Here is a 25,435-nt window from a genome sequence, read left to right on the forward strand (position 1 = left end):
TCATATTTTTTAATTTGCTTAAGTAATAAAATTTAAGTCAAAATAACGCTATTAAACAGCACATTCACCATGTAACTAATAAAAAAGAGTGATAATGCCAATACCATTCAATATTAATGAACATAGTTATTTACAACCAATTAATAACAAATTGCTAGCAGAAAAAAACATTACGTTAAACATTAAGCGTGATGATTTATTGCACCCTGTTATTAGTGGTAATAAATGGCGAAAGCTCAAATACAATTTAGCTCGCATGCAACAACAAGGCAAAACAGAGTTACTGACCTTTGGTGGCGCTTTTTCGAATCATATTCACGCGTGTGCAGCCGCAGGAAAAGAATTTAACCTAGTAACTCACGCAATTGTGCGCGGACCTGAACTTGACCTCAATAATCCAACGTTAAAATTTGCAAAGCAATGTGGCATGCAATTACATGTAGTTAATCGATTAGAATACCGACAACGAAATGATAAAGCATACTTATCGGCATTACAGGCTCGATTTCCCAATGCGTATATTCTGCCTGAAGGAGGCACTAACGAGTTTGCTTTAGAGGGATGTAAAGAACTCGCCCAAAGTTTACCTGAGCACGACTACTTAATCTGTCCTACTGGCAGTGGTGGAACATTGGCGGGCTTAATAGAGGGCAGCTCAAATAAAAGCACCCTACTAGGTATTGCCGTTTTAAAGCAAGCCGACTACCTGAGAGACGAAATACGAGCCCTTAGCCCTAGAGCTAAATCACAAAGTAATTGGCAATTACTTACACAATTTCATGATGGCGGATATGGTCGTTTTACCTCTGAACTGTGGCAGTTTTGCCAATATATGTTGCAACAATATCAGTTACCACTTGAGCCTATTTACAGCGGTAAAATGATGTATGCACTTTGGCAGCTCATTAACAACGACTACTTTCCCTCTGGCAGCAAAATTATTGCCATTCATACAGGTGGGCTGCAAGGTTTAGACGGGCTAAAATATCGTGGACTTGTTTAATTAGCTAATGAAATGCAACTTGAGTGAAGTCGGGTAACAATCCAGAAAAATACCCCCCTTGTGCAGTACTAACACCTATCGCTTTTAAAAATTGCAGTTCCTGATACGTTTCTACACTTGAGGCCACCACCGGCAGACTCAATAATTTGCCAATATGCACAATTCCCCTGACAGATTTTTGCTGGAAATAATTATGATCTATTCCATGAACAAGTTCATAGGCCAAATTAAGCCCCACTATTTGCTTATTATGGGTGAAGTTAAATATACTTTTACTACTTCTAACCTCATCTATAACGATATTAAAGTTGAGCGCTGTTATGGCCGAAAAAGCAGTCTGTAACCGATCTTGGTTATTTAAGAAATCAGCTTCATTTATCAAAAACTGTAACGTATGAAGGCTTTTCAACTCATTCATATGTTTACTTAGCCAACCCCAAAACTCACTATTAAACCAACTTTTAGGATGCAATTTAATACTAATAACAGACGATGACTTTTCTATTAACAGCAGTTTTTTAACTTGCATAACAACTGCTTGGTCTAGTAATAGCGCCTCATCCTCATTGTAAAACTGACTTATATAATCTTGATTAAATAGTTGTTTATTTGTCTTATCGCTACTTTTAATTAAAACATGATGTTTAATAATAGTGCCACTATCCAACTCGTATACAGGTTGAAATAAAATCGCTAATTTTTGCTTTTCAATTCCCTGCTTGACCAAGTTTTCATCAGCCACCTTAAGGTGACTGCAATTGAGTGCCAATTGATGATAATGCTTCACTCTACTTTGCATTGATAGTGTGAGTGACGATCTGGCAAGCTGATACACCATCACCTGATCAGCATTCGAGTAGTAAGTACACACACCTAACTTTATACTCTCGTCAGCCACTCTAGGGGCTAAAATATAGGCTGCGTTAAGCATGCATTGATGTAAATGTTTAGCACAATTTGCTTTCTCAATCGCACTAACCCCTTTGAGAGTAAAAGCAAAATTACCTGCTGTTAATAACTTAACGGATATTACAGCCGTATTGGTAAAATCTTTTGCTAGTAATACTTTAAGAGTCGCTTGCAAGTCCGTATTTATATCAAAATGACATTCGCATTGAATGAGTGCAAATATATTATAGCCAATTGTTTTCTGCTCCTTGGCTGCTGTCTTTAATATCGATAGTGAAGGCATTGTTTTAGGCGTATAACACACTTTTTTATAGCCATCGCTTTGGTTACGCTTTAATACCATTGAGTTATTTACTCTCGTTTTGAGTAATATAGCGCGTCTAACAGCAAAAATTATGACCAAAATAAACACATTCATTATTATAAATAGGTCACTGTAGGCATACCAAAGAGGCCATGAATATAACAAAACCCCTTTTGAATTAGAGCTGAAGTATTGCTTTTGCTGCTTAACATAAACAGAAACTTTATCTGGAGCTAGGGTAAAAGGTGTATTTGCTAAAAGTTGTTGCTTATTAACTAGTGGCTGCTGTAATTGCTTAGCGAGCTCTATACCTGTTTGCTTATTTTGATATTGTAAAACTAAATTTAAACCACTATTAAAAATAATAAATAGCATAAAACACAGAGCGTAAAATAAGGCACTAGCGTAATTGGTAAACTGAGACTGACTGGCTTTCATAACTTACCCGCTCATTAAATAAGTTATTAAAGTGTTGTCTACTATTTGCAATTGCACAAGCCAATCATAAAAGTTTAGTAGCTGTTTTATTATTAATACTTAATGTTTATAAACATTATATTTAGTTATAAGTAATAGCTGCACCTTATTGGCACAGGTGGGAGGTTTGTTACAAATTAAACAGATTGACGTTGCTATGCTTTGTAAACCTTAAAACAATGTATAAATTTCTAATGAGAGTTATTCACTCATATAAAGATAAGCAAAAGGTATGGTAACTAGCCTCAATAAAAAAGCCCTGATTACTCAGGGCTTTTTTTTAAAACTTTTTAAACTAAAAAGTTGGAAGTTAGAACGGAATATCGTCATCAAAGTCGATTGTTGGTTCCATAGGGTTTGATGCGCCACCTTGCGGTGCATTTTGCGGCTTAGGAGCAAACCCGCCTTGCTGTTGTGGTGCATTATTTTGCTGAGGTGCAAAGCCACCTTGTTGCTGTGGTTGGTACTGGTTATTTTGTTGTGGAGCCGGCTGCTGGGCAGGTGCAGATTGTTGCTGTGGAGCATAATTGCCTTGCTGACTATTCTGGCCTTGGTTATTTTGACCATAGCTACCGCTTTGCTGTCCGCCTTGGTTACCTTGATAACCGCCACTTTGTTGACCACCTTGGTTACCTTGATAGCCACCGCTTTGTTGGTCGCCACCGCGTGCACCTAACATTTGCATTTGACCTGTAAAACCATCAACAACAATTTCTGTGGTGTATTTTTCTTGGCCCTGTTGGTCAGTCCATTTACGAGTTTGAAGCTTACCTTCTACGTAAATTTGTGAACCCTTGCGGCAGTATTCGCCTACAATTTCAGCTAATTTGCCAAAAAATACCACACGGTGCCACTCAGTTTTATCAACCATTTGGCCAGTGTTTTTATCTTTATAGCTGTCTGAAGTTGCTAAGGTAATATTTGCTACACCATTACCATTAGGCATGTAACGAACTTCAGGATCTTGCCCTAAATTACCAACCAAAATTACTTTGTTCACACCGCGTGCCATGGAACCATCTCCTATAAACGTTAGATTAAACCAGCCACTCTTCGGGCTTGGTCTAGGTCAAATTCTTTATCATTAATCTTTAAGTAGCTTCGACTTTCATCGCGAACTACGGTTGCTTCTATTACGCCGGGTAAAGCAACTAACTGAGAAGCTAGTGTTTGTGCCTGCTCTTCAGAATCTAATTGGGTCATTAAACTAATAACTTTGCTTTTCGGTGGGACTTGCATTTTCCACGCAATAATAAGCCATATTACCCCAACAAGTGCCGCCGCCGCAAACACAGCTTGCGTACTGGTGGTTTGTGCTACATACCCACCCAACATACCGCCTAAAAAAGCACCTAAAAACTGGCTAGATGAATACCCACCCATAGCGGAGCCCTTTTGGCTTGCAGGCGCAATACGAGACACAAGAGCCGGCATAGTGGCTTCTAAAAAGTTAAAAGCAACAAAATATAACAGCATACAAACCGCAATGCCAACAACGCTATTGGCCCATATCGACATACTTAACATACTGACTATTAAGACCATCACTGAACCAATGAAGGCTTGTTTTTCTTTCTCTTTTTTAATTGCCACTATCATTACTGGCACCATCAAAAAAAACGCTAAAAATAAAACCGGGATATAAAGCTGCCAATGGTTTTCAGCCACAAGTCCATCTTTAATTAGTTGACTTGGCAATACTACAAAAATAGTCGTCAATGTTAAATGCAGCAATAATACACCTGCATTTAGACGCGCAAGCTGCGGATGTTTAATTAGCTTTTTAATGTCACTAAAGCTGGCAAGTGTATCGCCTTTAGGGGCTTTATTTATTGCACTAGGCACCAGCATAGTGACAATAAAAATTCCTAATACAGCCAGTATAGCAGTTAACCAAAACACTCCGGCTATACCCCATGAAGCTGCCACAATTGGCCCAAGTAGCATAGCGAAGGCGAAGCTCATACCTATGCTCATGCCAATCACTGCCATGACTTTTGGTCGTTGTTCGTCACGGCTTAAGTCTGATGCAAACGCTAATAGTGCGCTGGCAATAGCACCCATACCTTGTAAGGCACGTCCTACCGTTACCATTTGTATAGACTCGGCCAAAGCAGCAATCACTGAGCCTAAAGCAAATACAAGTAAACCACCTACAATCACTTTTTTACGGCCAATTTTATCGGATAGTCTTCCCATTGGGATTTGTAATACGGCCTGCGTTAAACCATACGCACCAATTGCAAAACCTATCCATATAGGTGAAAAGCCTTCAAGCGATTGACCATAAATAGCTAAAACAGGCATCAGCATAAACAAGCCAAGCATTCTAAATGCAAACACACTCGCTAACGATACGGCGGCGCGTTTCTCTCGTGAATTAAGTGAAGATGCGGTCATTATTTGCGTGATCTTACTGTGTGAAAAAATTAGGCAAGGATTCTATCACAAGCTTGGCAATAATTAATCGTCTATAACTAAGGATTTTTTCAATGATCAAGGATTAATATTGCATCGTATTATGCGATACTGAACAAATAATTTTTGGCAATAAACGAGATAGCATGGAAAACATTGAAGTCCGAGGCGCCCGAACGCACAATTTAAAAGACATCAGCCTAACCATCCCACGTGATAAACTAATTGTTATCACTGGCTTATCTGGTTCAGGAAAGTCATCGCTTGCATTTGATACGCTATATGCAGAAGGGCAACGCCGGTATGTTGAATCACTCTCTGCTTATGCAAGGCAGTTTTTGTCATTAATGGAAAAACCCGACGTAGATCATATTGAAGGCCTTTCCCCTGCTATTTCCATTGAACAAAAATCAACCTCGCATAATCCCCGTTCAACCGTGGGAACCATTACTGAAATCTACGATTACCTGCGTTTAATGTTTGCACGGGTTGGCGAACCTCGCTGTCCAACTCATGATTTACCGCTTGCAGCGCAAACAATTAGCCAAATGGTCGATACTGCATTAGCGCTGCCTGAAGGCACTAAGTTAATGCTACTTGCCCCTGTTGTTAAAGACCGTAAAGGTGAGCATGTAAAACTATTAGAACAGCTTGCCAGTCAAGGTTACATTCGCGCTCGTATAGATGGTGAAGTATGCGACTTATCCGATCCACCACCGCTAGATTTACATAAAAAGCATACTATTGAAGTCGTGGTGGATCGCTTTAAAGTCAAAGACGGCCAGCAACAACGTCTTGCGGAATCATTCGAAACGGCACTTGAAATGTCAGGCGGCGTTGCCAACATTGCTTTTATGGACGATAGCAGTGCTGAAGAAATGCTGTTTTCAGCAAATTTTGCCTGTCCAACCTGTGGCTATGCGATGACCGAACTTGAACCGCGTTTATTTTCGTTCAATAACCCTGCAGGAGCTTGTCAAAGCTGTGATGGTTTAGGCGTAAGACAATACTTTGACCCTAATCGCGTGGTTCATAACCCTGAAATAAGTTTAGCTGGCGGTGCAATTAAAGGCTGGGATAAACGCAGCTTTTACTATTATCAAATGTTACAAGCGGTTGCACAGCATTACGAGTTTGATTTAGATGTTCCTTATCAAGAGCTTGCAAAAGAACATAAAAAAATTATTTTAGATGGCTCTGGTGATACTAAAATTGCATTTAATTACCGTAATGACCGCGGTGATTTAATTACACGTAATCATGTATTTGAAGGCGTGTTAAACAATATGAACCGCCGCTACCGCGAAACTGAATCAAACTCAGTGCGTGAAGAACTAGCCAAATATCAAACCAGCCAAGCATGCCCTAGTTGTAAAGGCTCACGTTTGCGCCAAGAAGCACGCAATGTATTTATTGGTCAAACTAACTTGCCAACCATTACGCATATGAGTATTGGTGAGGCGATGAGCTTTTTTGAAGGTTTGCATTTAACTGGGCAAAAAGGCCAAATCGCCGAAAAAATTCTAAAAGAAATTCGCGACCGGTTATCGTTCTTAATAAATGTAGGCCTAAATTACTTATCACTTGAGCGCAGCGCCGACACACTTTCAGGCGGTGAGGCACAGCGTATTCGTTTAGCGAGTCAAATTGGTGCTGGGTTAGTGGGTGTTATGTATGTACTGGATGAACCTTCAATTGGTTTGCACCAACGTGATAACGACCGTTTATTGAAAACCTTAGTTCATTTACGCGATTTGGGTAACACCGTTATTGTTGTAGAACACGATGAAGACGCTATTCGCGCCGCTGATCATATTATTGATATTGGTCCAGGTGCTGGCGTACATGGCGGCCATGTTATTGCTCAAGGTACACGCGATGATATTTTAGCAAGCAAAGACTCGGTTACCGGCCAGTTTTTATCGGGCGTGCGTAAAATAGAAGTACCTAAAGAGCGCCATGCTACTAACGATAAATGGTTAGAGCTGTTTGGAGCAACGGGTAATAACTTAAAAAATGTTGATTTAAAAATACCTTTTGGCTTAATGACCTGTATTACCGGTGTATCTGGTTCGGGTAAATCTACACTCATTAACGATACCTTGTTTAAACTTGCCCACACTGAACTCAACGGTGCAACTACTGCAGAAGCAGCTCCTTATGGGTCAATTGCAGGACTTGAGCACTTTGATAAAGTAATTGATATTGACCAAAGTCCTATTGGCCGCACACCGCGTTCAAACCCTGCCACTTATACTGGTATTTTCACTGGTATTCGTGAGCTATTTGCAGGTACTCAAGAAGCCCGTTCACGTGGTTACAAAGTAGGTCGCTTTAGCTTTAATGTTAAAGGTGGGCGTTGTGAGGCATGCCAAGGTGATGGCGTTATTAAAGTAGAAATGCACTTTTTACCAGACGTATATGTACCGTGTGATGTGTGTAAGGGTAAACGTTATAATCGCGAAACCTTAGAAGTACAATATAAAGGCAAAAACATCAACCAAGTGCTCGACATGACCGTTGAAGATGCCCATGACTACTTTGATAAAATACCAGCTATAGCACGTAAACTTAAAACCCTAATGGATGTTGGACTTTCTTATATTCGTTTAGGCCAAGCCGCTACAACACTTTCTGGTGGTGAAGCACAGCGAATTAAGTTAGCACGTGAGCTCTCTAAGCGTGATACTGGAAAAACATTGTACATTCTTGATGAGCCAACCACGGGACTTCATTTTGCTGATATTGAACAGTTATTAGTGGTGCTTCATCGCCTACGCGATCATGGCAATACCATTGTAGTAATTGAGCATAATTTAGATGTAATAAAAACTGCCGATTGGATCGTTGATTTAGGCCCTGAAGGTGGTGCTGGCGGCGGTGAAATACTGATTGCAGGCACACCAGAAGAAGTGGCGGAATGTCAGCGCTCACATACTGGGCACTATTTAAAACCGCTATTAAATAAATAGCGGTAATACACTTTTGAGGAAAGCCGGTGTTAAGGTATTTAAAAGTTGCAAAATGGCGTGCTAATAAACAGTTTAAGCAACAGCAAAAAAGCTGGCAACCACACCAAATTAAACTGCTGAGTCATATAAAAAGCATATGGTTTAACCTTAACACCGCGCAAAAGCTTTACCTTCTTGCACTTATAAGTTTAGCTATTTTTAAGTTAACCTGGTTGTGCGCCAGCATCACCATTGTTGCACTAATCGTAGAGTTTTGGCCCAAGTTTAATCAGCTCTGGAATTCACTCGCTGGCAAAGCACTTATTTTGGTATTTTATGCCAGTATTGCTAACTTTGTTCTAGCAGGTGCAAGCGGTATAGTGAATGAAGTAACGCAAGTATCAGCTAATCATTTTAACTACACCCACAACTTTGCCACTTTATTATATTTACCGCCTTGGACACTGGGGATAACCCTAGCAACCTTACTCGGCTTACAGCTTATTTTGCCATTTTACATCATCGTTTTACTGCTTATAAAACCCTTTGGCTCTGATCGTATTAAATTTATCAGTCAAAGCTATTCGCCGCTTCTCACTGCATTTACGCGCTTTTTTTTAGCTACTGTGGTGTTTGTAAGTTTAATCGCGTTCATTGATGACAAACCGCCTGAAAAAGTATTAAACGACATAGTAAAGAATTTTGAAAATAGTAAGTCTATTGCGAATAAGTCACCCGCAGAACAGGAACAAGCAATAGAAGAGTTAAGTGAACAGATAGAAAAAAAACTTCCCTCTTCAGACAATGACAAAACTCAGACAAAAACATTTGGTATTCGCTTAGAAGGCGAAGACGATAATACCCAGACAGTTAAGCAGTTTTTAGATACTAAAGGCTACTTTGAGCGCAGTAAACGCTTAATCGCTATGTTTGCCTATAGTTATGAGGCAGATAGCTACTCTCGCTGTAAAAAGTCAAAAGAGAGTAAGTCAATTGAGCTCAATGATTACGAAATTGTTGAAATAACGCCTGATCAAAGTATGCCTTATGGCTATCAATTTATAGTTAGAGCCTGTGAATCTGCCGGTATTTCTGCTACAAAACATTAAAATACAAAAAAACAGGCTTATGGGCGTGGAATAAACCCAACCGCATCATAAACTGCTTTTAATGTTTTCTCAGCACGGGCACTGGCTTTCTCGGTATAATAAATAATGCTATTCGTCCCAACTGATTTGTACTATTTGCATATCTTTATACTTAGATCCGGTAAATAATATTTCATTGCTTTCGTTTACCTCAAAACCAATAGGTCGAAAGTCCACGTGTGTATCTTGTATGGTTTGATCTTGTAAATTTAGTCTAGCGATTCTTGAAATAGAATCTGAATAATAGAAATAGTCTTTACTGATCCCATATGCAACTGACTTTTTGGCATTTTTAGGTAATTCCCAGCTTTGCCTATCGGATAAGCGAATTAACTGATTATCGTTGGTTACGTAGCCGTTACCTTTACTATCTGAAATGAGTTTATTCGCTTTTATTCCTTCTATTACATGAGTATCACGAGTTAGTAAATTAAACTCTGCCAATATATTTTTTGTACCAAGGCGCTTAATATAAATAATGCTTTCGTTATTTTTTGACCAAATATAGCTTACTATTTTATGTTTATTAAATTCTTCTAATGGATAAATTTTTTGAGTGTTTACGTCATAAAATAAAAAGCTTTTATTTTTTATGAACATTATGCGCTGCTTATTGGGAGAAGCTCGGAGCATTCCTAATGCAAAAGTCGAAGGGGCATCATCATAATTAAAAAAGCTGAGTTGCTTTGTAAAACCATTTTGAGAGAGCCATAATTGACTGCTGCCAGAACGCTCAGATACAAAAACATGCGCAGGCCCTTCTTTATTAACTATTTCAATAATGTTGTAGTCGTCTTTATCACTTTTATAGAGCGTTTCATATTTAGGTGTATCGCCAAAAGGGTCTGTTACTTTAATTAGCGAGTATGATTGGGTTTTATTCTCTGAATAAAAAAGACTATTGGCAGAGTGCACTGCTATATAATAAGGAGTTATATTTGGGGTTACTGTTAGTGTATTTTTAACAGTGTTTTTTTCATCAAATATAATGGTTGAAAGCTGTGTTCCTTCAAATACTATTATGCCTTTATCGTCTGCAAGCCAGTCAAACGCGAAGCTAATTATACTTTTCTTTGCTTTAAATAAGCGCTTGGTTTCGTGGGTTTCAAAGTCGTAACTAAATACAGAAAAAGGCTTACCCTTTTGACTAAGTATATACGCTATTTTATTACCAGATTGAGATAAACGCGGCATGATCGCGCCGTACATTACACCTGGCGGTGGGATCACTATAAACTCTTTTTTAAGTTCTAAATCAAATTTATATAAGCCTGAACCATCATGCTCATTTTTATATTCGGTGTAATAAATATGCTCACCACTTTCGTCTACTTGCGCATAACCTGTGTATCTAAAGTCACACTTTTTAATAGAGGTAGCCTCCCCTATAACAGGAAACTGGCTTAGATCAACGAGTACCATTTCACACTTTTGTTGTTTTAAATTGGTAGCTTGTAATAACACTGAGTGCTGATTTAATTGCCACGATAAAATAGATACCTGAAAGCCAGGATAGGTAATTTCAACTTCCCTTTGATCAGATAGTCGCTTTACAAATGCATGCATTACGTCATTTTCAGGTTCTATATTGGTGTAAGCTAAATATTGTTTATCTGAGGATAATTCAGGGTGAACTTCACTACCTATATTCCACGTGCTTGCTACCTTATTAACCGTGATCTGTTTAATCTTTTCGCTAGAAGGTGCATTAATAAAAAACAACCCTAACCATACTAAAAAGCACAGACAAATAATGACGACTAAAGAATAGATCAAAAACTTTTTACTATTCGTTCTTTGAACCGGTTGAGAAGTAGTTGCAGTCACTACCTCTTCATTTTTGGCAAAAAAATCCGGTGAGTCAGGCAAAAAGTTTGCAGGCTCTTCAAAAACGCTTGTTTGCGTTAAACGCTCTGGTATTACGGTTAGACTGTAACCTTTACGGTAATGAGTTTTTAAAAGCGGTGCTTTTTCAGTTGGGTGGGCAAGCTGCTTTCTTAACTCTGAGATTGCACGGTTAATCGCATTATCATCAACAAAGCTCTGTTGCCACACACTTTCAATAAGCTCTTGTCGAGAAACAATATGTTGAGGCTTATTTATAAAGTGCAGTAATAGCTTTACTAAAAGTGGGTCTAATTCCCTTTCCATATTGTTTGAAGTAATCACACAGCGATTACTAATAAATTGCCAAGGTCCGATTTGATAATTCATAGTTTTACATATTTTTATTTTTCAACAACCCTACCACAGGTACACTTTTTAATATAGCTAGGTTAATTTAAAACCTTATATTCACAGATAAGGTTTGTGATTAACTCTCTAATTTAAAACAACAAAAAAAATAAAAACCTTATAAATAAATCACTCATAACTAGATAAGCGACTCTAGATAAATTTAGCGATATTCTTTAAAACGTCATCAACAAGCAGCTTACTAAACACGACTTTTTAATAGTAATTAAGCTGACTTTTAAACATAAAAAAGGTTTCATTATGAATAACGCAATTAAAAAAGTATTACCCATAATTTTATTAGCAACAGTATTTAGTACAGCCTCTGCAGTCGCTACAGAAAGTAAAAACAACACGCTACTAACCAATTCAGATCAATGTGCAGCCGGTGAAATAGTCATCAATAGCAATCAAATAATTTATGCTACCAACACTGACTCACTCATCAAGCATGAAGTAAACACTGAAACATTATTTACTAGTATAGAGAACCAAATTGCAACCGACTTTGAATCGTCCATCAACAAGATGAACTCAAAAATTGATAGTAACCTTTCAAAAATAACGTCGTCACTAACAACTTATATAAGCACTATTTTAACCAATCAATAATAAATAAAATTACATTAAGGAAGTGTTATGAATACATTTACTAAAAAAGTTCTTTCAGCAACCGTATTATTGAGCGGCTGCTTATTAGCAACGACTGTACAAGCACAAAGTTCAGTGTGGCAAGTGAGTAAAGGAAATGACTCATTATTTATTGGCGGCACAGTACACATTTTACCTAAGTCAGAGATGCCTCTACCAGTGGAGTTTAACCACGCCTATAAGCAAGCAGATACGATTGTATTAGAAGCACCAATACCTGATCCTAGCGATGCACAAGCACAAATGAAAATGTTGAGCGCACTATCTTATGAAAATAATGAAACATTGAGCCAAAAGCTAACTCCAGAGGTAAAGCTCGCATTAGAAAAAAAGCTGGCTGAATTTGGTGCAAACCTAACTAAATTAGATAACTTTCGTCCTGCAATGGTTAGTATTGTGCTGATGTCGATGGAGCTGCAAAAACAAAATTTAATGGGTGAAGGCGTTGACGCTTACTTTACTAAAAAAGCGACCTCAGATAATAAAGAACAACAATACTTAGAGACTATGGCGTTTCAGTTAGAGTTATTTAAGACTATGGGTGAAGGTAGCGAAAATGACTTTATCAAAAATAATTTAGCTGGGTTTGATAATTACGGTGTGATGTTTAAAAAATTACTCTCAGCTTGGCGTAAAGGTGATACGCAATCGCTCTACACAGTAGCACTTGAACCGATGCAAAAAAATGATCCTGCAACTTATAAACAATTAATGACTGATAGAAACAATAACTGGTTAGTTAAAGTGGAACAAATGTTTAACAACGATAAAAGTGAATTCGTACTTGTGGGAGCAGGCCACCTCGCCGGAGAAGATAGCTTACTGACATTACTTGAAAATAAAGGCTACCAAGTATCTTTAGTTGATATTAACAATACAACTTTCAAAACAATCGCTAAGGCCGAGTAATGGATAAAACAGACAAGCAAGCATTGTTACTTTTGTCTATATTTAGCTTTTTAATGTTAATCAGCGTAATATAAAAAATGCCGCTAAATTAGCGGCATTTTTGTATCTGCAAAAAACAGGCTTATGGGCGTGGAATAAACCCAACCGCATCATAAACTGCTTTTAATGTTTTCTCAGCACGGGCACTGGCTTTCTCTGCACCCATTTTCATAATGTCATTTAATAACGTTTGGTCTTCACGTATTTCTTTAAAACGAGCCTGAATTGGCTCTATCATGCTGACAACAGCTGCTGCGGTGTCTTTTTTCAAGTGACCATACATTTTATCTTCGTATTCAGGGACTAGCTCGTCAATTGAACGCTTAGTCGCAACACTTAATAAGGTAAGTAAGTTAGAAACACCTGGCTTTTCACTACGATCAAAATAAATGCGTGCTTGTTCGTCTGAGTCGGTAACCGCTTTTTTAAGCTTTTTCTCAATCTTTTTCGGCTCGTCTAACATCATAATAAAACCATTTGGGTTTTCATCAGATTTAGACATTTTCTTCAGCGGATCTTGCAAGCTCATAACTCGCGCACCAAACTCAGGAATATAAGGTTCTGGCAGCGTAAAAATGTCGCCATATACATTATTAAAACGATTCGCAATATCACGAGTTAACTCTAGGTGCTGCTTTTGATCTTCGCCAACTGGTACTTTATCAGCTTGGTATAATAAAATGTCAGCTGCTTGCAAAGCTGGATAAGCAAATAAACCCACATTAATATTATTTGCATGCGTTGCCGACTTATCTTTAAACTGGGTCATGCGATTAAGCTCACCCATTTGCGCATAACAGTTTAATACCCAACCAAGTTGTGCATGTTCTGGCACTTGAGATTGAACAAATAATGCCGCTTTTTCTGGGTTAATGCCACACGCCGTATATAAAGCAACACCATCTAAAACGCGAGCACGTAATAACTCAGGGTCTTGGCGTACAGTAATTGCATGTAAGTCGGCAAGCATAAAGTAGCTATCATATTCTTCCTGTAGCTTAACCCACTGGTTAATAGCGCCAACATAGTTGCCTATTGTCATACCACCGGTTGGCTGCATGCCACTTAATACTACTGGTTTACTCATGATTTTCCTTTATTTTTACTTAATTTGAAATGCTTAACGCTGCGTTAGTGTCGGTATTATAGCTAAGAAGTTATCGCATAGGTACTGTGGATTATAATCCCCTAGCAGCTCTCCTTGATGATAGCCGTATGTGAGGGCTATCACATCAATATTAGCGGCTTGTGCTGCTAGTATGTCACTCTTTGAATCACCAATCATAATGGCTTTATTTGGCAAAACATTCAATGTATTGCAAGCAAATAGGAGTGGCTCAGGTGACGGTTTTTTTGCCATGTCGTCACCGCAAACAATTACTTCAAAATGACTGCGAATAGCCAGTTTATCTAAAAGTAGTTCAGTAAAGCGGCGTGCCTTATTGGTAATAAGTGCTTTGGGCATACCACTAAGGGCTGCGAGTCCAGTTTCAACATGCTGATATAATACGCTGTATTCACCAACCTGCTCACTATAATGTTGATAAAAAAGCTTAATAGCTCGTTCACTTAATGCTTCATCAAGGTGTTCACTAATTTGCATATCACCGCATAGAGCTCGCTTTACTAACACCTCTATGCCATTACCTACCCAGCTTTCAACTAATCGCTGACTAACTATGGGAAACGCTAAATCACTTAGCGTAAGATTTAAGGCCATATATAAGTCATACACGCTATCAACTAGCGTGCCGTCTAAGTCAAATAGTGCAGCATCATATTTCATTATTTAATACTTTCTAATTGTTGGCGCATTTCATCAATTACGCTTTTATAGTTAGGCTGATTAAAAATAGCAGAGCCTGCAACAAACATGTCAGCCCCCGCTTCAGCCGCTGCAGCTATGTTATCTACTTTAATACCGCCATCAACTTCTAAACGAATATCACGCCCTGAATCAATAATGCGTTGCTTTGCCTCTCGCAGTTTTTCCAGTGTTTGTGGAATAAAACTTTGCCCACCAAACCCAGGATTTACTGACATTAATAAGATCACATCTACTTTATCCATCACGTGATCGAGGTAACTTAAACTTGTTGCAGGGTTGAACACTAAGCCAGCCTGACAGCCTTGATCTTTTATCAATTGTAAAGTGCGGTCAATATGCTCACTGGCTTCTGGATGAAAGGTAATAATTGATGCACCCGCCTCGGCAAATTGTGGAATTAAGCTATCTACCGGTTTTACCATTAAATGAACATCAATAGGGGCTTTAATCCCATAATCGCGAAGTGCTTTACACACCATTGGGCCTATTGTTAAGTTAGGGACATAATGGTTATCCATTACATCAAAATGGACAACATCAGCTCCTGCAGCTAACACTTTGTCGACATCTTCACCAAGGCGTGCAAAATCTGCAGATAATATTGAGGGCGCTATTAAGTATTTTTGTTCACAGTTGAGCATCGCTAATCCATTAATGAATAATTTATGGCGTTAATGTAACTTAATTAACGATGTTACCCAAGTAACACCTTTAAAAAATAGCGCTAAGTTAGCAACACCAATGACAAACTGTCTTTAACTATAACAACAGTTAAGCTGCGTGAGCTAAGAAGGATAAAACATGCTTATAAAAAATTCTGCGGTATGATTAGCTGTGAATATAACTAAAAATAAAGTGTATTATTTAAGCGATTTTTGTTATGCTTCGCGAAGAACTAAATTATTAGGTTTATATTATGCGTGCTTTTAAAATTGGATTATTAATCACGTCGGTAAGTGTCATTATTGGAGCAGCGTCGCTTTCTTCAAATACGGAGCAAGAATTAAGCTCTGCCAACACTTGTTTTCATAAAGAGCAAACTAACGCTACCAATCATAGCGTAAATCGCTGTATTCAAATTGAAGAAGATTCCTCATGGGCTTCTTGGTTAACCGGCGATAGCCGCAGTGCACAGTTCCATTATCTAGACTTCCTAGAGTTATTAACAGGTACTGATGACAATCACAAACCCTCTTCAATCAAACCATTATTTTAATTAATGCAGCACTTTTTAAGCGCGTTACAAAGTGTGCTAGCTGCATTTTTTGGTGTGCAATCCGAAGATAAACGTCAAGCAGACTTTAAACACCACTCCCCTATTACATTAATAGCTATTGCCGTGGTACTTTTTGTATTATTTGTGTTGGCTATTTTCGCAACCGTGACTTCGGTGCTAAGTACATAGCCATTAGCTCATCGACTTTATTTCGTGAACCGCCTTTTGGGCTAATCGTGCGTTTAACCTGAATTTTATCCAAAGAAGCTTGGCTGTAAATTTTGCGTGTCCATACCGTATCGTGATTTGAAATAAGGACCGGCGTATTATTCTCAAATGCCGCTTGCTCAGCTAAGTTCGCTAAATTAGCCTGGTCGTCCAAATTAAACCCGCCTTTTGCATACGAAGTAAAGGATGCCGTTTTACTTAATGGCACATAAGGCGGATCGCAATAGATCACTGCATTATTAGGCACCAGTTTGAATACATCATCATACCCTAGGCAAGTAAATGTAGCCTGTTGCGCTTTGCTAGCAAAAAAGTACATTTCTTTTTCAGGAAAATAAGGCTTTTTATATTTACCAAAAGGCACATTAAAAATGCCCTTTAAGTTATAGCGGCATAATCCGTTATAACCATGGCGGTTCATATATAAAAATAAGATGGCTCGCTCATATACATCGCTGCTTTGATTAAACTGCACGCGATAATCATAATACGCATCTGAGTGGTTGTTTAAATCAACAAAAAGCTTTTTGGCATCACTAATAAACTCATCAGGCGAACGCTTGAGCTCTTTATATAAATTGATTAAATCAGCATTAATATCGTTAAGTACATAGTGTTTAAAATTGCTATTTAAAAACACTGAGCCCGCACCAACAAAAGGTTCAACCAAAGTATCTGCATGCTTACTTGCTTGATTTAGTCGCGCGTTAATATCTTCAACGAGGCTATATTTTCCGCCAGCCCACTTAAGGAAGGCTCTACTCTTTTGCTGCATTGGCTCTTTACTTCAATTCGGTGTTGCGCGATTTTACACTAAAGTTACTGAGTTTACTGATCAACTCGTGCAATTTCTTGTTTTATTTTACTAATTTTTTTATAGAAAGGTTTATTTTTTCTAACCCCTACAGGAAGCCCTTGCAGTGCTTGCTTTGCCTCATTTAAGTTAGCAAAACTACCTGTAGTTACTACCCACCATATTTTACCATTTCGTTTAGTTTGGTATGTATTAGTAATACTTTTTAGCTTATGTTTAGCAATAAACTCATTACCTACCTGCTGCTGAGTTACGGCTAAGAGCTGAATAACAAAATTATTCTCAGGTTGTTGTAAGTACCAATTACTGGGTATTTTTACTATTTGGTTTTGCGGCTTTGTTTGTGCAGGTTTAGTAATCGGTTTTAATTCCGGCTTTTCCTGCTCAACAACAATCGTTGATTCCGTTAAGCTCTCGACAATCGCTGGAACATTATTATTGGTGGTGTCTTGAGTGGGCTTTTGAATGACAGCCGCTGACGGCTCACTACTTACAGGTGGTATAAGTTGCTGTGGTTTATTTTCAATAGCTTGCTCAGTTGTAATGGCGGTTGATAGCACTTGCTCATCAATTTGACGATTAGCATTTTCCCACCACTGGGTCATATCGGCTTTGTACACAAGACCAATAATCAACAGCATAATTATCAATAATAATGTGAGCAACTGTAAGCGCCAAGACACCTTATCTTTAACGACAATATCAGCAACCTGCTCGCTTGGCTGCCAGGCTAACAACAGACTCGGGTTACCTTGAGCTTCAACTAAAAAGGTTTGAAAGACAGGATCTTCATCATAAGGTAAGCTCGTAAAGTACCACCCCATAAGCTGCTTACTTTCAACTATATTTAATGGCTCTAAATGTATATTTACTGCATCTTTAAAGGGTAGTTTAGACTGCGATGCAATCATAATATAAAGTACATTAGGTGCATTTTTTGATAGTAGCTCAAGCTCTGCGATTAGCTCTTCAGATAGGTGTCTGCCGCCATCAATAACCCACAAACACGCCCCACATTGTTGCTGTTGCGCTAATTGATAATAGTTTTGCGATAAGCTTAGGTTGTGATCAATTAAAGGGGCATTAAAACTTTGCTCTAATAACTGAGTCATTAACTGCACATCAGTCATCTGTGCGCTTACTTGCACAAATGCTTTATTAAAATCGTTATATTTATCAGTAATGAAGGTTTCAAGCAAATAGCTTTTACCTAGACCAGAAGTACCCAATAAAACAATTAGGTTTTGACCATATTCAAATTGTAATGCGATTCTATCCACCAAAGCCGCACGGCTTGGTAAAATTTGTGACTGCATTTATTGCTCGATCAACGCTCTAACTTGATCATCAGATACATCATCAACTAATGCACACTGACCAAATTTGGTGGGTAAAATAAATCGGATAGTCCCTTTTTTATTCTTTTTATCTTTGCGCATATGCAGTAAAAATTGCTCACTAGTCATATCGCTAGGGATTTCGATTGGTAAATTATACGCTGCTATTAATGTGGTAATACGCTCTACATCTTGCTGTGTTAAGTCGTTACGAGTATGAGCAAGCTTGGCAGCAAGCACCATACCTGTTGCCACAGCTTCACCATGTAACCACACGCCGTAGCCCATTTGCGCTTCTATAGCATGGGCAAACGTGTGCCCTAAATTTAACAGCGCACGCAAGCCTTGCTCTTTCTCATCTTGTGCAACGATAAGCGCTTTAATTTCACAGCATCTAAAAATAATATGCTGTAAACAGGCTTCATCTAACTGTTGTAATTGAGCGATATTTCGCTCTAAAAAAGCAAACAACTCAGTGTCGTAAATTAGGCCATATTTAATAACTTCAGCCATGCCTGCAGCAAACTCTCGGGTAGGTAAAGTATGTAGAGAACGCGTATCTATAAACACAGCCTGGGGTTGATAAAAAGCCCCTATCATATTTTTACCCAGCGGATGATTTACTGCTGTTTTGCCACCAACTGAAGAATCGACTTGAGATAATAACGTGGTAGGAATTTGGATAAAAGGCACACCGCGCTGATAACAGGCAGCAACAAAACCAGTTAAGTCACCAACTACGCCACCACCTAATGCAATTAAGCAGGTGTCACGACCGCAATTATTTTCAAGTAAGAATGCTGATATTTTTTCAAACCAGGTAAGCGATTTATATTGCTCGCCATCTGGAATAATAAAATGAAGTGGGTTTAGCTGTGCTAATGAGTCAAGCAACTGCTGAAGATAGAGCGGTGCAATAGTGTCATTAGTAATGATGATAGGCCGACAATCACCAATATGATGGATTAGACGGCCTGTATCTTGAAGTGCAGATTGACAAATATAAATAGGATAACTTCGCTCGTCTAAATTAACAGTTAATTCAAGCATGCTGGGTTAGTCCTTTTTAATACTGGCTTTTAAAAATCCAATTTCTCGATTATTTGGTTAGCAACAACTTTCGCGCTCTGCTCATCAGTGCGTACAACAAAATCAGCTACTTCTTTATATAATGGTTCACGCTCTTCTGCTAAGCGCTCAAGTACATCACGAGGTGCTTCTTCTGTTTGCAGTAATGGGCGACGCTTGTCGCGTTGCGTACGTGCAACTTGCTTTTCAATCGGTGTCTCTAGGTATACAACAATACCGCGAGCCGAAAGCTTGTTTCGAACTTCTTTACTCATTACTGAGCCACCACCAGTAGCAAGAACAATACCTTGCATCTCGGTTAAGTCACCAATAACAGATTCTTCACGAAGTCTAAAGCCTTCTTCACCTTCAAGATCGAATACCCAGGCAATATCTGCGCCCGTGCGACGTTCGATTTCTTGATCAGAATCAACAAATTCAAGGTGTAATTGGTCAGCGATGTGACGACCAATCGTGCTTTTGCCAGCCCCCATGGGGCCAACTAGAAATATATTACGTTTCTCAGCCATATCTTTTAGTACAAACGAACTCTAAAATTTGAAATAAAACCCCGCCTAACGACCTGGCCCCAAAATTAAGAAAGGGATTATCTCAGTAATCGGTCGGGTATTTCAAGTCAATTAGGATAAAAAGCCATATAACGAGCAATTAAACTAAATAATTACCCATTGGTTAACAAAAAAGCACCTTATTATAGGCAAGTTTATCTTCTAGGGTTAAAATTTATGCAATTAAAGGTTACTACGTCTTACTTAGTAAGTGCTTTTGTATAGTCATTTCACAAAAAACTCAGTCACAAACAACATAAACGTAGTCTTAAAATGCATCCGCAGTACAGTACACAATATAAAATTATATACTGCCTAATTGTACATTTACAGGGAGTGTTCACACCAACATAACTAAATACCAATTCCATCTAGTTTGTCTTTCAGCCTAGATAGTTTGAGTAACCAAAGCCCTGAAGAATCAATCTGTCTCAAGCAGCACTCAGGTTAGGTAATTAGTCTATTTGAATTTTAGGTGTGACAAAAATCAGCAGTTCGCGCTTTTCATTAAACTCGCTTGTGCTTTTAAATAGTCTTCCTACGTAAGGAAGGTCGCCCAATAAAGGTACTTTTTTGGTCGAATTAATAATTTGCTGTTGGAAAATACCACCCAACACTACCGTTTGTCCATTCTCAACGAGAACTTGAGTCTCAATTTGTTGCGTATCAATAGCAACAGCAGGACCAGTTCCTGTTTGAACAGTATCACCACGAGTATCTTGAGTAATTATTAAGTTTAAAATAACTTTGTTGTCTGGTGTGATGTGAGGTGTTACCTCTAGGCTCAACACTGCCTTTTTAAAGCTTACAGTTGTTGCGCCACTTGAAGCAGATTCAACATATGGGATCTCAGTACCTTGCTCAATACGCGCTTTTTGCTGGTTAGCAGCGGTGATACGCGGACTCGCAATAATTTCACCCTTGTTTTCTTCTTCGAGCGCAGTTAATTCTAAATCAATTAACGTTCCATTAGCTAGTTTAGCTATATGCATACCAATACTTGCCGATGGATTTGCGACAGGTAAATTAACGTTGAGTCGATCTGAAAGGCTAGGAATATTTCCATTAGAAATAGTTTCAGCGCCTTCTAATGTACCAGAAACACCATCAGAGCCTTGTTGATCACTGAAGCCCCAACGAACGCCTAAGTCTTCGGTTACATTATCACGAACGGTTACCATACGCGCTTCAATAACCACTTGTTTGACCGGTATATCTAAGGTTTCGACCATGCGGCGAACACTTTCAATGCTTTTTGCTGTGTCTTTCATTAATAGCGTATTAGTACGTTGATCAACAGACACACTGCCTCTCGCTGTAATAATACTATTGGTATCTGTTTTTAATAAGTCGGCAAAATCTTCTGCTTTGGCGTAATTTAAACGGATGTATTCACTATATAGTGGCTCTAAATCTTCAACTTGTTGCTTCGCTTTTAACTCTTTTGCTTCACGGGCAGCAAGCTCTTCAGATGGCGCCACCATTAATATAGAACCATCCATACGTTTGTCTAAGCCTTTTATTCTTAGCACGACGTCTAACGCCTGATCCCAAGGGACCCCATCTAAGCGAAGGGTAATGTTGCCAGTTACTGAGTCACTTGTTACCAAGTTAAAATCATTGTAGCCCGCAATAATCTGTAACACAGCGCGAACAGAGATATCCTGAAAATTAAGCGTCATAGGGCGGCCTAAGTATTCTTTGCCTCCATCTAAAAATCCATTTTGAGTCTCGTCTTTCTCAACCGTTAAGGTAAAAATATTTTCGATTTGCTGATACGTGTAAGCAAAAGCTTTATTAGGTTCAATTACAATGCGTGTCAGATTATCTTCCTTAAACGTTTCTATACTGCTCACTACAGTACCAAAGTCGAGTACGTCTAATTCATATAATAAGTCATCTAAAATATCGGTATGATGAAACTCTGCAATGATTTTCCCGCCACTTTCATGAACCTCAATAGCAGCCTGTGTATCTTGCAGGTAAACAAGTACTTTTGCTTCACCTTTTTCACCGCGGCGAAAATCAATTGCTTGAATGCCATTAATATAATTAGAGGTATAAGCAGGTGCATCTTCACTTGTTGTTACTATTTGCTCTGTTAGAGGATTATCAGATATTCTTATTGAAACTAAATTGTTGTTTACCTCAGTCTCATATATTTTTAATCGCTCCAAATTAATGGTTACCTTTAAACCTGCGCTAGTCATCATGCTGCTGATGTTACTAATTCCTGCTTGGTTAATAGCAATATTTGCCAACCCTTCATCTAGTTCAACAGCATTAAATAATAGCTCTATACGTGCCGGACTATTAAAAACTTGTACCTCAGGTTGTTGCTGTAACTCTTCATCAAATACTAGCTGTAATTCGGTTTCACCTTTAAGTAATGGATTATATCGAACATCATAGAGTAAAGGGGCTGCACTGACTGTTTTCGTAATTAGTAATAAAAATACAAATAGCAACGTCGTTAAAATACGGTGATGCGAACACTCAGCTTTGTGCATATAGGGAATACCATTTTTCTTATTAATTTGCGCCATTAGTTGCCGCCTCTAACATTTCTAATTTGGTCAAACGTTCTTTCCAACAACCTGACCCATCAGGGATTAATTCTACTAATTCAATATAGTCACTATTAACACTGCTTACTTTTCCATCATAGGTACCTAAATAGCTCCCTATGGATACTCGGTGTAAGGTGTTATCAGCAGCTGTAATGAGCGCCCATGTCTTGCCGTTCGATCCTATTGTGCCCTTCATTGATAAATTATCTAATGGGTACTTCTCCAGAGGTTGACGAACACGTTCTGGGTCTGGGTGAAGACAGTTTTTAACTTGTGTTAGCTTATTTTGTATAATTTCTGGTTCTGGTGCTACAAAAGGGCTACGTATATCTTTGGCGTTATATTCAAAGTGCTTAAATTTAACTAACTCAGGTATTTTTTCTACACGTGCAGTAGTGTTTGCCTTAACCTGATCAATAAATTCTTTTTGCTCAGATGTATCTTCATTACAGCCACTGAGCAACAATATTGCGACAGTTAAAAAGGGAAGTTGCTTCATCATCTTACTCCCTCTTCATAACGATAAGTTTTTGCTACTACACTAAATGTTAGCTGCTTTTCGCCAGATGATAAAATAGAAAAGTCGTGTAAACTTACTATTCTTGGCAATTGAGCCACTTTTCCTACAAATTCACCAAACTCATGATAAGTGCCTACCACTTCAATTTTAATGGGTAGTTCGGTATAGAACTCTTTTTCAACTTCTGGTAGCCAACCAATTTTTAAAAATGTTAAGCCGCTGGTTGTCCCCACATAGGAAAGGTCATCTAATAATCCTGGCGTCTCATTTGAGGTAGGTAGACGTTTTAATAGCTGAGAAAACTTATCTTCCATCTCAACCATTTGTTCACGATAGATATCAAGCTTACTGGCAACTGCATATTTAGTTCGATAAGTTGTGCGTAATTCTATCTCTTTGGCAACCGCGTTATGGTAGCTTTCTATCTCATCTGACACTAATAAGCTGTAGCTAAAAAACAATACGAGACAAGCAACAAAAGAGCAGCATATTGCTTTTACAATAACTGGCCACTCGCCTATATTATCAAGCTCTATTTCATTCCAATCTATTTCTGAAAACGACTTAAAATCAAGGTTCATTACGTACCTCACCTATTCTGCCAAATGGTTTTACGTAGAACTCCATATTAAAATCGCTGAGTAAACGAGAAGACTGCTCACCTGCAACAATACCTTGCATTGTCGGGCGCTCTAATAAATAAGAACTTTGTACCTGTCGAAGCATAGTGGATAAACGATTATTAGACTCACTTTTACCTAATACATGAATTTGACTACCTTTACGCTCAAGCTTGGTTAAGTAAACTCCGGCAGGCACTATTTTTGCCACTTCATCCATTATTTGCGTGCCTAAATTTCGGCTGCTTTGTAGTTCTTCAATTAAACGCATACGTTGTTGTAGGTTTTCTTTTTTTTTGTCTAAATCACGTATATCGCGAATTTTTTGATCAAGCATTGTAATTTCTGAGCTGAGGTAGTTATTTTTTAGCATTTGTCCTTCTTTTAGACCGCTATAAAATGTACTCAGCGCATACATAGTTACAAAGCAAACTATAACCACGGCCATCAGCAATGTAATAAATTTCTTTTTAGATTGCTCACGCTGTAATTCACGCCAAGGTAGTAAATTTATATGTGGCATGATGAAAAACTCCTCAACGCCAGGCCGGTCGCAATTGCAAACTGAGTGCGGTGGCGCTGTATTATATTACGATCTACTCTAGGTGATATTTCCATTTTATCAAATGGTTCAACAACAACCGTATGTATCCCTAATTCTTCAATTAATAACCTATCAATACCTTTAATCATGGCAGAACCGCCAGTCAGTACGATATAATCCAACTGCTCTTTACCCGTTGTGGTTAAAAACATTTGTACAGCACGACGAACTTGCTGCAATAGCGAGGTTTGAAAAGGCGCTAACACTTCAAATGTATAATTAGGAGGTAAATCACCCGTTGTTTTACCAATTTCAGCCTCATCAAAGCCTTTATTGTAGTAAGCAACAATACTATTTGTGTATTGGTCACCACCAAATACTTGGTCGCGGGTATAAATTGTTTCACCAGATTGCACTACACTGACTAAGGTAAGCACTGCACCTATATCAACTACCGCAACGGTCTTATCAAACGCATCAGATGGGAGCTGTTGATAGTAAACATCCATAGCCCGACTTAATGCATAACTTTCAACATCCACAACTTTTGCAGTTAAGTTAGCAGCACTAAGTGCTCCTACTCTCGCTTCCACACTTTCCGTTCTCGCTGCAGAAAGTAGAACATTAATTTTGCTCGGATCGGCACTGTTAGTAGAGAGTTTTTCAAAATCTAAACTGACTTCATCTAACGGATAAGGAATCAAACTATCGGCTTCAATCTCAATCTGTGACTCTAATTCAGCGTCGCTTAAGGAAACATCCATGAAAATGACTTTGGTAATCACTGTTTGCCCTGAGACAGCAACAGCAGCAGACTTTAATGACTTTGGTAGTTTTCGTTTTAACTTGGTTATCACATTGCCAATTGCTTCAATATCTTGAATGTTACGCTCGCTCATAGCGCCTTTTGGCATAGGTTCAATTGCAAGTGCCTCTAGTCGAAGCCCAGTTTCTGTTTCACTTAAAAGCACGGCCTTGATAGAGTGCGATCCTATATCAATACCCACCATCATAGGCGATGGTTTTTTTATCAATTGACTTAGCATGTTTGAAACTTTGCCTTTGTTTTAATAATAA

At 38.5% G+C, this 25,435-nt stretch carries 23 protein-coding genes; 7 read left to right on the top strand and 16 right to left on the bottom strand.

Annotation, left to right across the window (positions count from 1 at the left end; genetic code table 11):
* Positions 1 to 94 precede the first annotated feature (94 nt).
* Complete coding sequence (locus CWB78_RS04780) at positions 95 to 1,003, top strand: 1-aminocyclopropane-1-carboxylate deaminase/D-cysteine desulfhydrase (protein ID WP_138594435.1); 909 nt, start codon at positions 95 to 97, stop codon at positions 1,001 to 1,003.
* Between the two features lie 4 nt (positions 1,004 to 1,007).
* Here CWB78_RS04780 and CWB78_RS04785 read toward each other — a convergent pair whose 3' ends face one another.
* The 3 genes from CWB78_RS04785 to CWB78_RS04795 all read right to left on the bottom strand — a co-directional run bounded on the left by CWB78_RS04785 (position 1,008) and on the right by CWB78_RS04795 (position 5,093).
* Complete coding sequence (locus tag CWB78_RS04785; protein ID WP_138594437.1) at positions 1,008 to 2,654, bottom strand: EAL domain-containing protein; 1,647 nt, start codon at positions 2,652 to 2,654, stop codon at positions 1,008 to 1,010.
* Positions 2,655 to 3,003: 349 nt separating this feature from the next.
* Complete coding sequence (gene ssb, locus CWB78_RS04790; protein WP_013463917.1) at positions 3,004 to 3,705, bottom strand: single-stranded DNA-binding protein; 702 nt, start codon at positions 3,703 to 3,705, stop codon at positions 3,004 to 3,006.
* Positions 3,706 to 3,725: 20 nt separating this feature from the next.
* A complete protein-coding gene (locus tag CWB78_RS04795) occupies positions 3,726 to 5,093 on the bottom strand; it encodes an MFS transporter (RefSeq protein ID WP_138569792.1) in 1,368 nt (455 codons plus the stop codon).
* 164 nt (positions 5,094 to 5,257) lie between these two features.
* On the opposite strand from CWB78_RS04795, the gene uvrA reads away from it, so the two are divergent.
* Entirely contained in the window at positions 5,258 to 8,083 is a 2,826-nt protein-coding gene (gene uvrA, locus CWB78_RS04800) for an excinuclease ABC subunit UvrA (protein ID WP_075170529.1), read from the top strand.
* Positions 8,084 to 8,109: 26 nt separating this feature from the next.
* The gene (locus tag CWB78_RS04805; RefSeq protein WP_075170530.1) at positions 8,110 to 9,171 is read left to right on the top strand and encodes a hypothetical protein; all 1,062 of its coding nucleotides are present in this window, start codon (positions 8,110 to 8,112) and stop codon (positions 9,169 to 9,171) included.
* Between the two features lie 108 nt (positions 9,172 to 9,279).
* Here CWB78_RS04805 and CWB78_RS04810 read toward each other — a convergent pair whose 3' ends face one another.
* Positions 9,280 to 11,424, bottom strand: coding sequence for a transcriptional regulator (locus CWB78_RS04810; protein WP_138594439.1), 2,145 nt, complete (start codon positions 11,422 to 11,424; stop codon positions 9,280 to 9,282).
* A 282-nt stretch (positions 11,425 to 11,706) separates the two neighbouring features.
* Here CWB78_RS04810 and CWB78_RS04815 point away from each other — a divergent pair, with 282 nt between their 5' ends.
* The gene (locus CWB78_RS04815) at positions 11,707 to 12,057 is read left to right on the top strand and encodes a hypothetical protein (protein ID WP_138594441.1); all 351 of its coding nucleotides are present in this window, start codon (positions 11,707 to 11,709) and stop codon (positions 12,055 to 12,057) included.
* 27 nt (positions 12,058 to 12,084) lie between these two features.
* The gene (locus CWB78_RS04820; protein ID WP_054202538.1) at positions 12,085 to 13,005 is read left to right on the top strand and encodes a TraB/GumN family protein; all 921 of its coding nucleotides are present in this window, start codon (positions 12,085 to 12,087) and stop codon (positions 13,003 to 13,005) included.
* Between the two features lie 121 nt (positions 13,006 to 13,126).
* Here the strand turns inward: CWB78_RS04820 and trpS are convergent, their stop codons facing one another.
* The 3 genes from trpS to rpe are packed head-to-tail and all read right to left on the bottom strand — an operon-like array spanning position 13,127 to position 15,513.
* A complete protein-coding gene (trpS, locus tag CWB78_RS04825; protein WP_054202539.1) occupies positions 13,127 to 14,131 on the bottom strand; it encodes a tryptophan--tRNA ligase in 1,005 nt (334 codons plus the stop codon).
* A 33-nt stretch (positions 14,132 to 14,164) separates the two neighbouring features.
* Positions 14,165 to 14,830: an HAD-IA family hydrolase gene (locus tag CWB78_RS04830; protein WP_138594443.1), complete on the bottom strand. Its 666-nt coding sequence runs from the start codon at positions 14,828 to 14,830 to the stop codon at positions 14,165 to 14,167.
* Positions 14,830 to 15,513 carry a ribulose-phosphate 3-epimerase gene (rpe, locus tag CWB78_RS04835; RefSeq protein WP_010390446.1) on the bottom strand — a complete coding sequence of 228 codons (684 nt, stop codon included), beginning with the start codon at positions 15,511 to 15,513 and terminating at the stop codon, positions 14,830 to 14,832. Before rpe ends, CWB78_RS04830 begins: the two co-directional genes overlap by 1 nt.
* A gap of 275 nt (positions 15,514 to 15,788) precedes the next feature.
* Between rpe and CWB78_RS04840 the strand changes: the two genes are divergently transcribed.
* Positions 15,789 to 16,088, top strand: coding sequence for a hypothetical protein (locus CWB78_RS04840; protein WP_054202541.1), 300 nt, complete (start codon positions 15,789 to 15,791; stop codon positions 16,086 to 16,088).
* Positions 16,089 to 16,091: 3 nt separating this feature from the next.
* Complete coding sequence (locus tag CWB78_RS04845; RefSeq protein ID WP_138594445.1) at positions 16,092 to 16,277, top strand: DUF2970 domain-containing protein; 186 nt, start codon at positions 16,092 to 16,094, stop codon at positions 16,275 to 16,277.
* Here the strand turns inward: CWB78_RS04845 and CWB78_RS04850 are convergent.
* The 9 genes from CWB78_RS04850 to CWB78_RS04890 form a co-directional block, all read right to left on the bottom strand.
* Complete coding sequence (locus CWB78_RS04850; RefSeq protein ID WP_010390441.1) at positions 16,240 to 17,091, bottom strand: Dam family site-specific DNA-(adenine-N6)-methyltransferase; 852 nt, start codon at positions 17,089 to 17,091, stop codon at positions 16,240 to 16,242. The two genes, CWB78_RS04845 and CWB78_RS04850, sit on opposite strands and share 38 nt — an antisense overlap.
* A gap of 53 nt (positions 17,092 to 17,144) precedes the next feature.
* Positions 17,145 to 18,446: an AAA family ATPase gene (locus CWB78_RS04855; protein WP_138594447.1), complete on the bottom strand. Its 1,302-nt coding sequence runs from the start codon at positions 18,444 to 18,446 to the stop codon at positions 17,145 to 17,147.
* Positions 18,447 to 19,517: a 3-dehydroquinate synthase gene (gene aroB / locus CWB78_RS04860; protein ID WP_138594449.1), complete on the bottom strand. Its 1,071-nt coding sequence runs from the start codon at positions 19,515 to 19,517 to the stop codon at positions 18,447 to 18,449. It lies immediately after the preceding gene.
* A gap of 29 nt (positions 19,518 to 19,546) precedes the next feature.
* The gene (aroK, locus tag CWB78_RS04865; protein WP_008466255.1) at positions 19,547 to 20,065 is read right to left on the bottom strand and encodes a shikimate kinase AroK; all 519 of its coding nucleotides are present in this window, start codon (positions 20,063 to 20,065) and stop codon (positions 19,547 to 19,549) included.
* 494 nt (positions 20,066 to 20,559) lie between these two features.
* Complete coding sequence (locus CWB78_RS04870) at positions 20,560 to 22,650, bottom strand: type IV pilus secretin PilQ (protein WP_054202544.1); 2,091 nt, start codon at positions 22,648 to 22,650, stop codon at positions 20,560 to 20,562.
* Positions 22,637 to 23,173 (bottom strand): pilus assembly protein PilP, encoded by a 537-nt coding sequence (locus tag CWB78_RS04875; protein WP_171040304.1) that lies wholly within the window; start codon positions 23,171 to 23,173, stop codon positions 22,637 to 22,639. Before CWB78_RS04875 ends, CWB78_RS04870 begins: the two co-directional genes overlap by 14 nt.
* Positions 23,173 to 23,775 (bottom strand): type IV pilus inner membrane component PilO, encoded by a 603-nt coding sequence (locus tag CWB78_RS04880; RefSeq protein ID WP_010390431.1) that lies wholly within the window; start codon positions 23,773 to 23,775, stop codon positions 23,173 to 23,175. The genes CWB78_RS04875 and CWB78_RS04880 overlap by 1 nt, the downstream gene beginning before the upstream one ends.
* On the bottom strand, positions 23,765 to 24,337 hold the full coding sequence (locus CWB78_RS04885; RefSeq protein ID WP_010390430.1) for a PilN domain-containing protein: 573 nt from the start codon (positions 24,335 to 24,337) through the stop codon (positions 23,765 to 23,767). The genes CWB78_RS04880 and CWB78_RS04885 overlap by 11 nt, the downstream gene beginning before the upstream one ends.
* Entirely contained in the window at positions 24,325 to 25,404 is a 1,080-nt protein-coding gene (locus tag CWB78_RS04890) for a pilus assembly protein PilM (protein WP_010390429.1), read from the bottom strand. The genes CWB78_RS04885 and CWB78_RS04890 overlap by 13 nt, the downstream gene beginning before the upstream one ends.
* Between the last annotated feature and the right edge of the window lie 31 nt (positions 25,405 to 25,435).

The organism is Pseudoalteromonas sp. S1612 (genome assembly GCF_005887175.1).
Lineage (GTDB): Bacteria > Pseudomonadota > Gammaproteobacteria > Enterobacterales > Alteromonadaceae > Pseudoalteromonas > Pseudoalteromonas undina.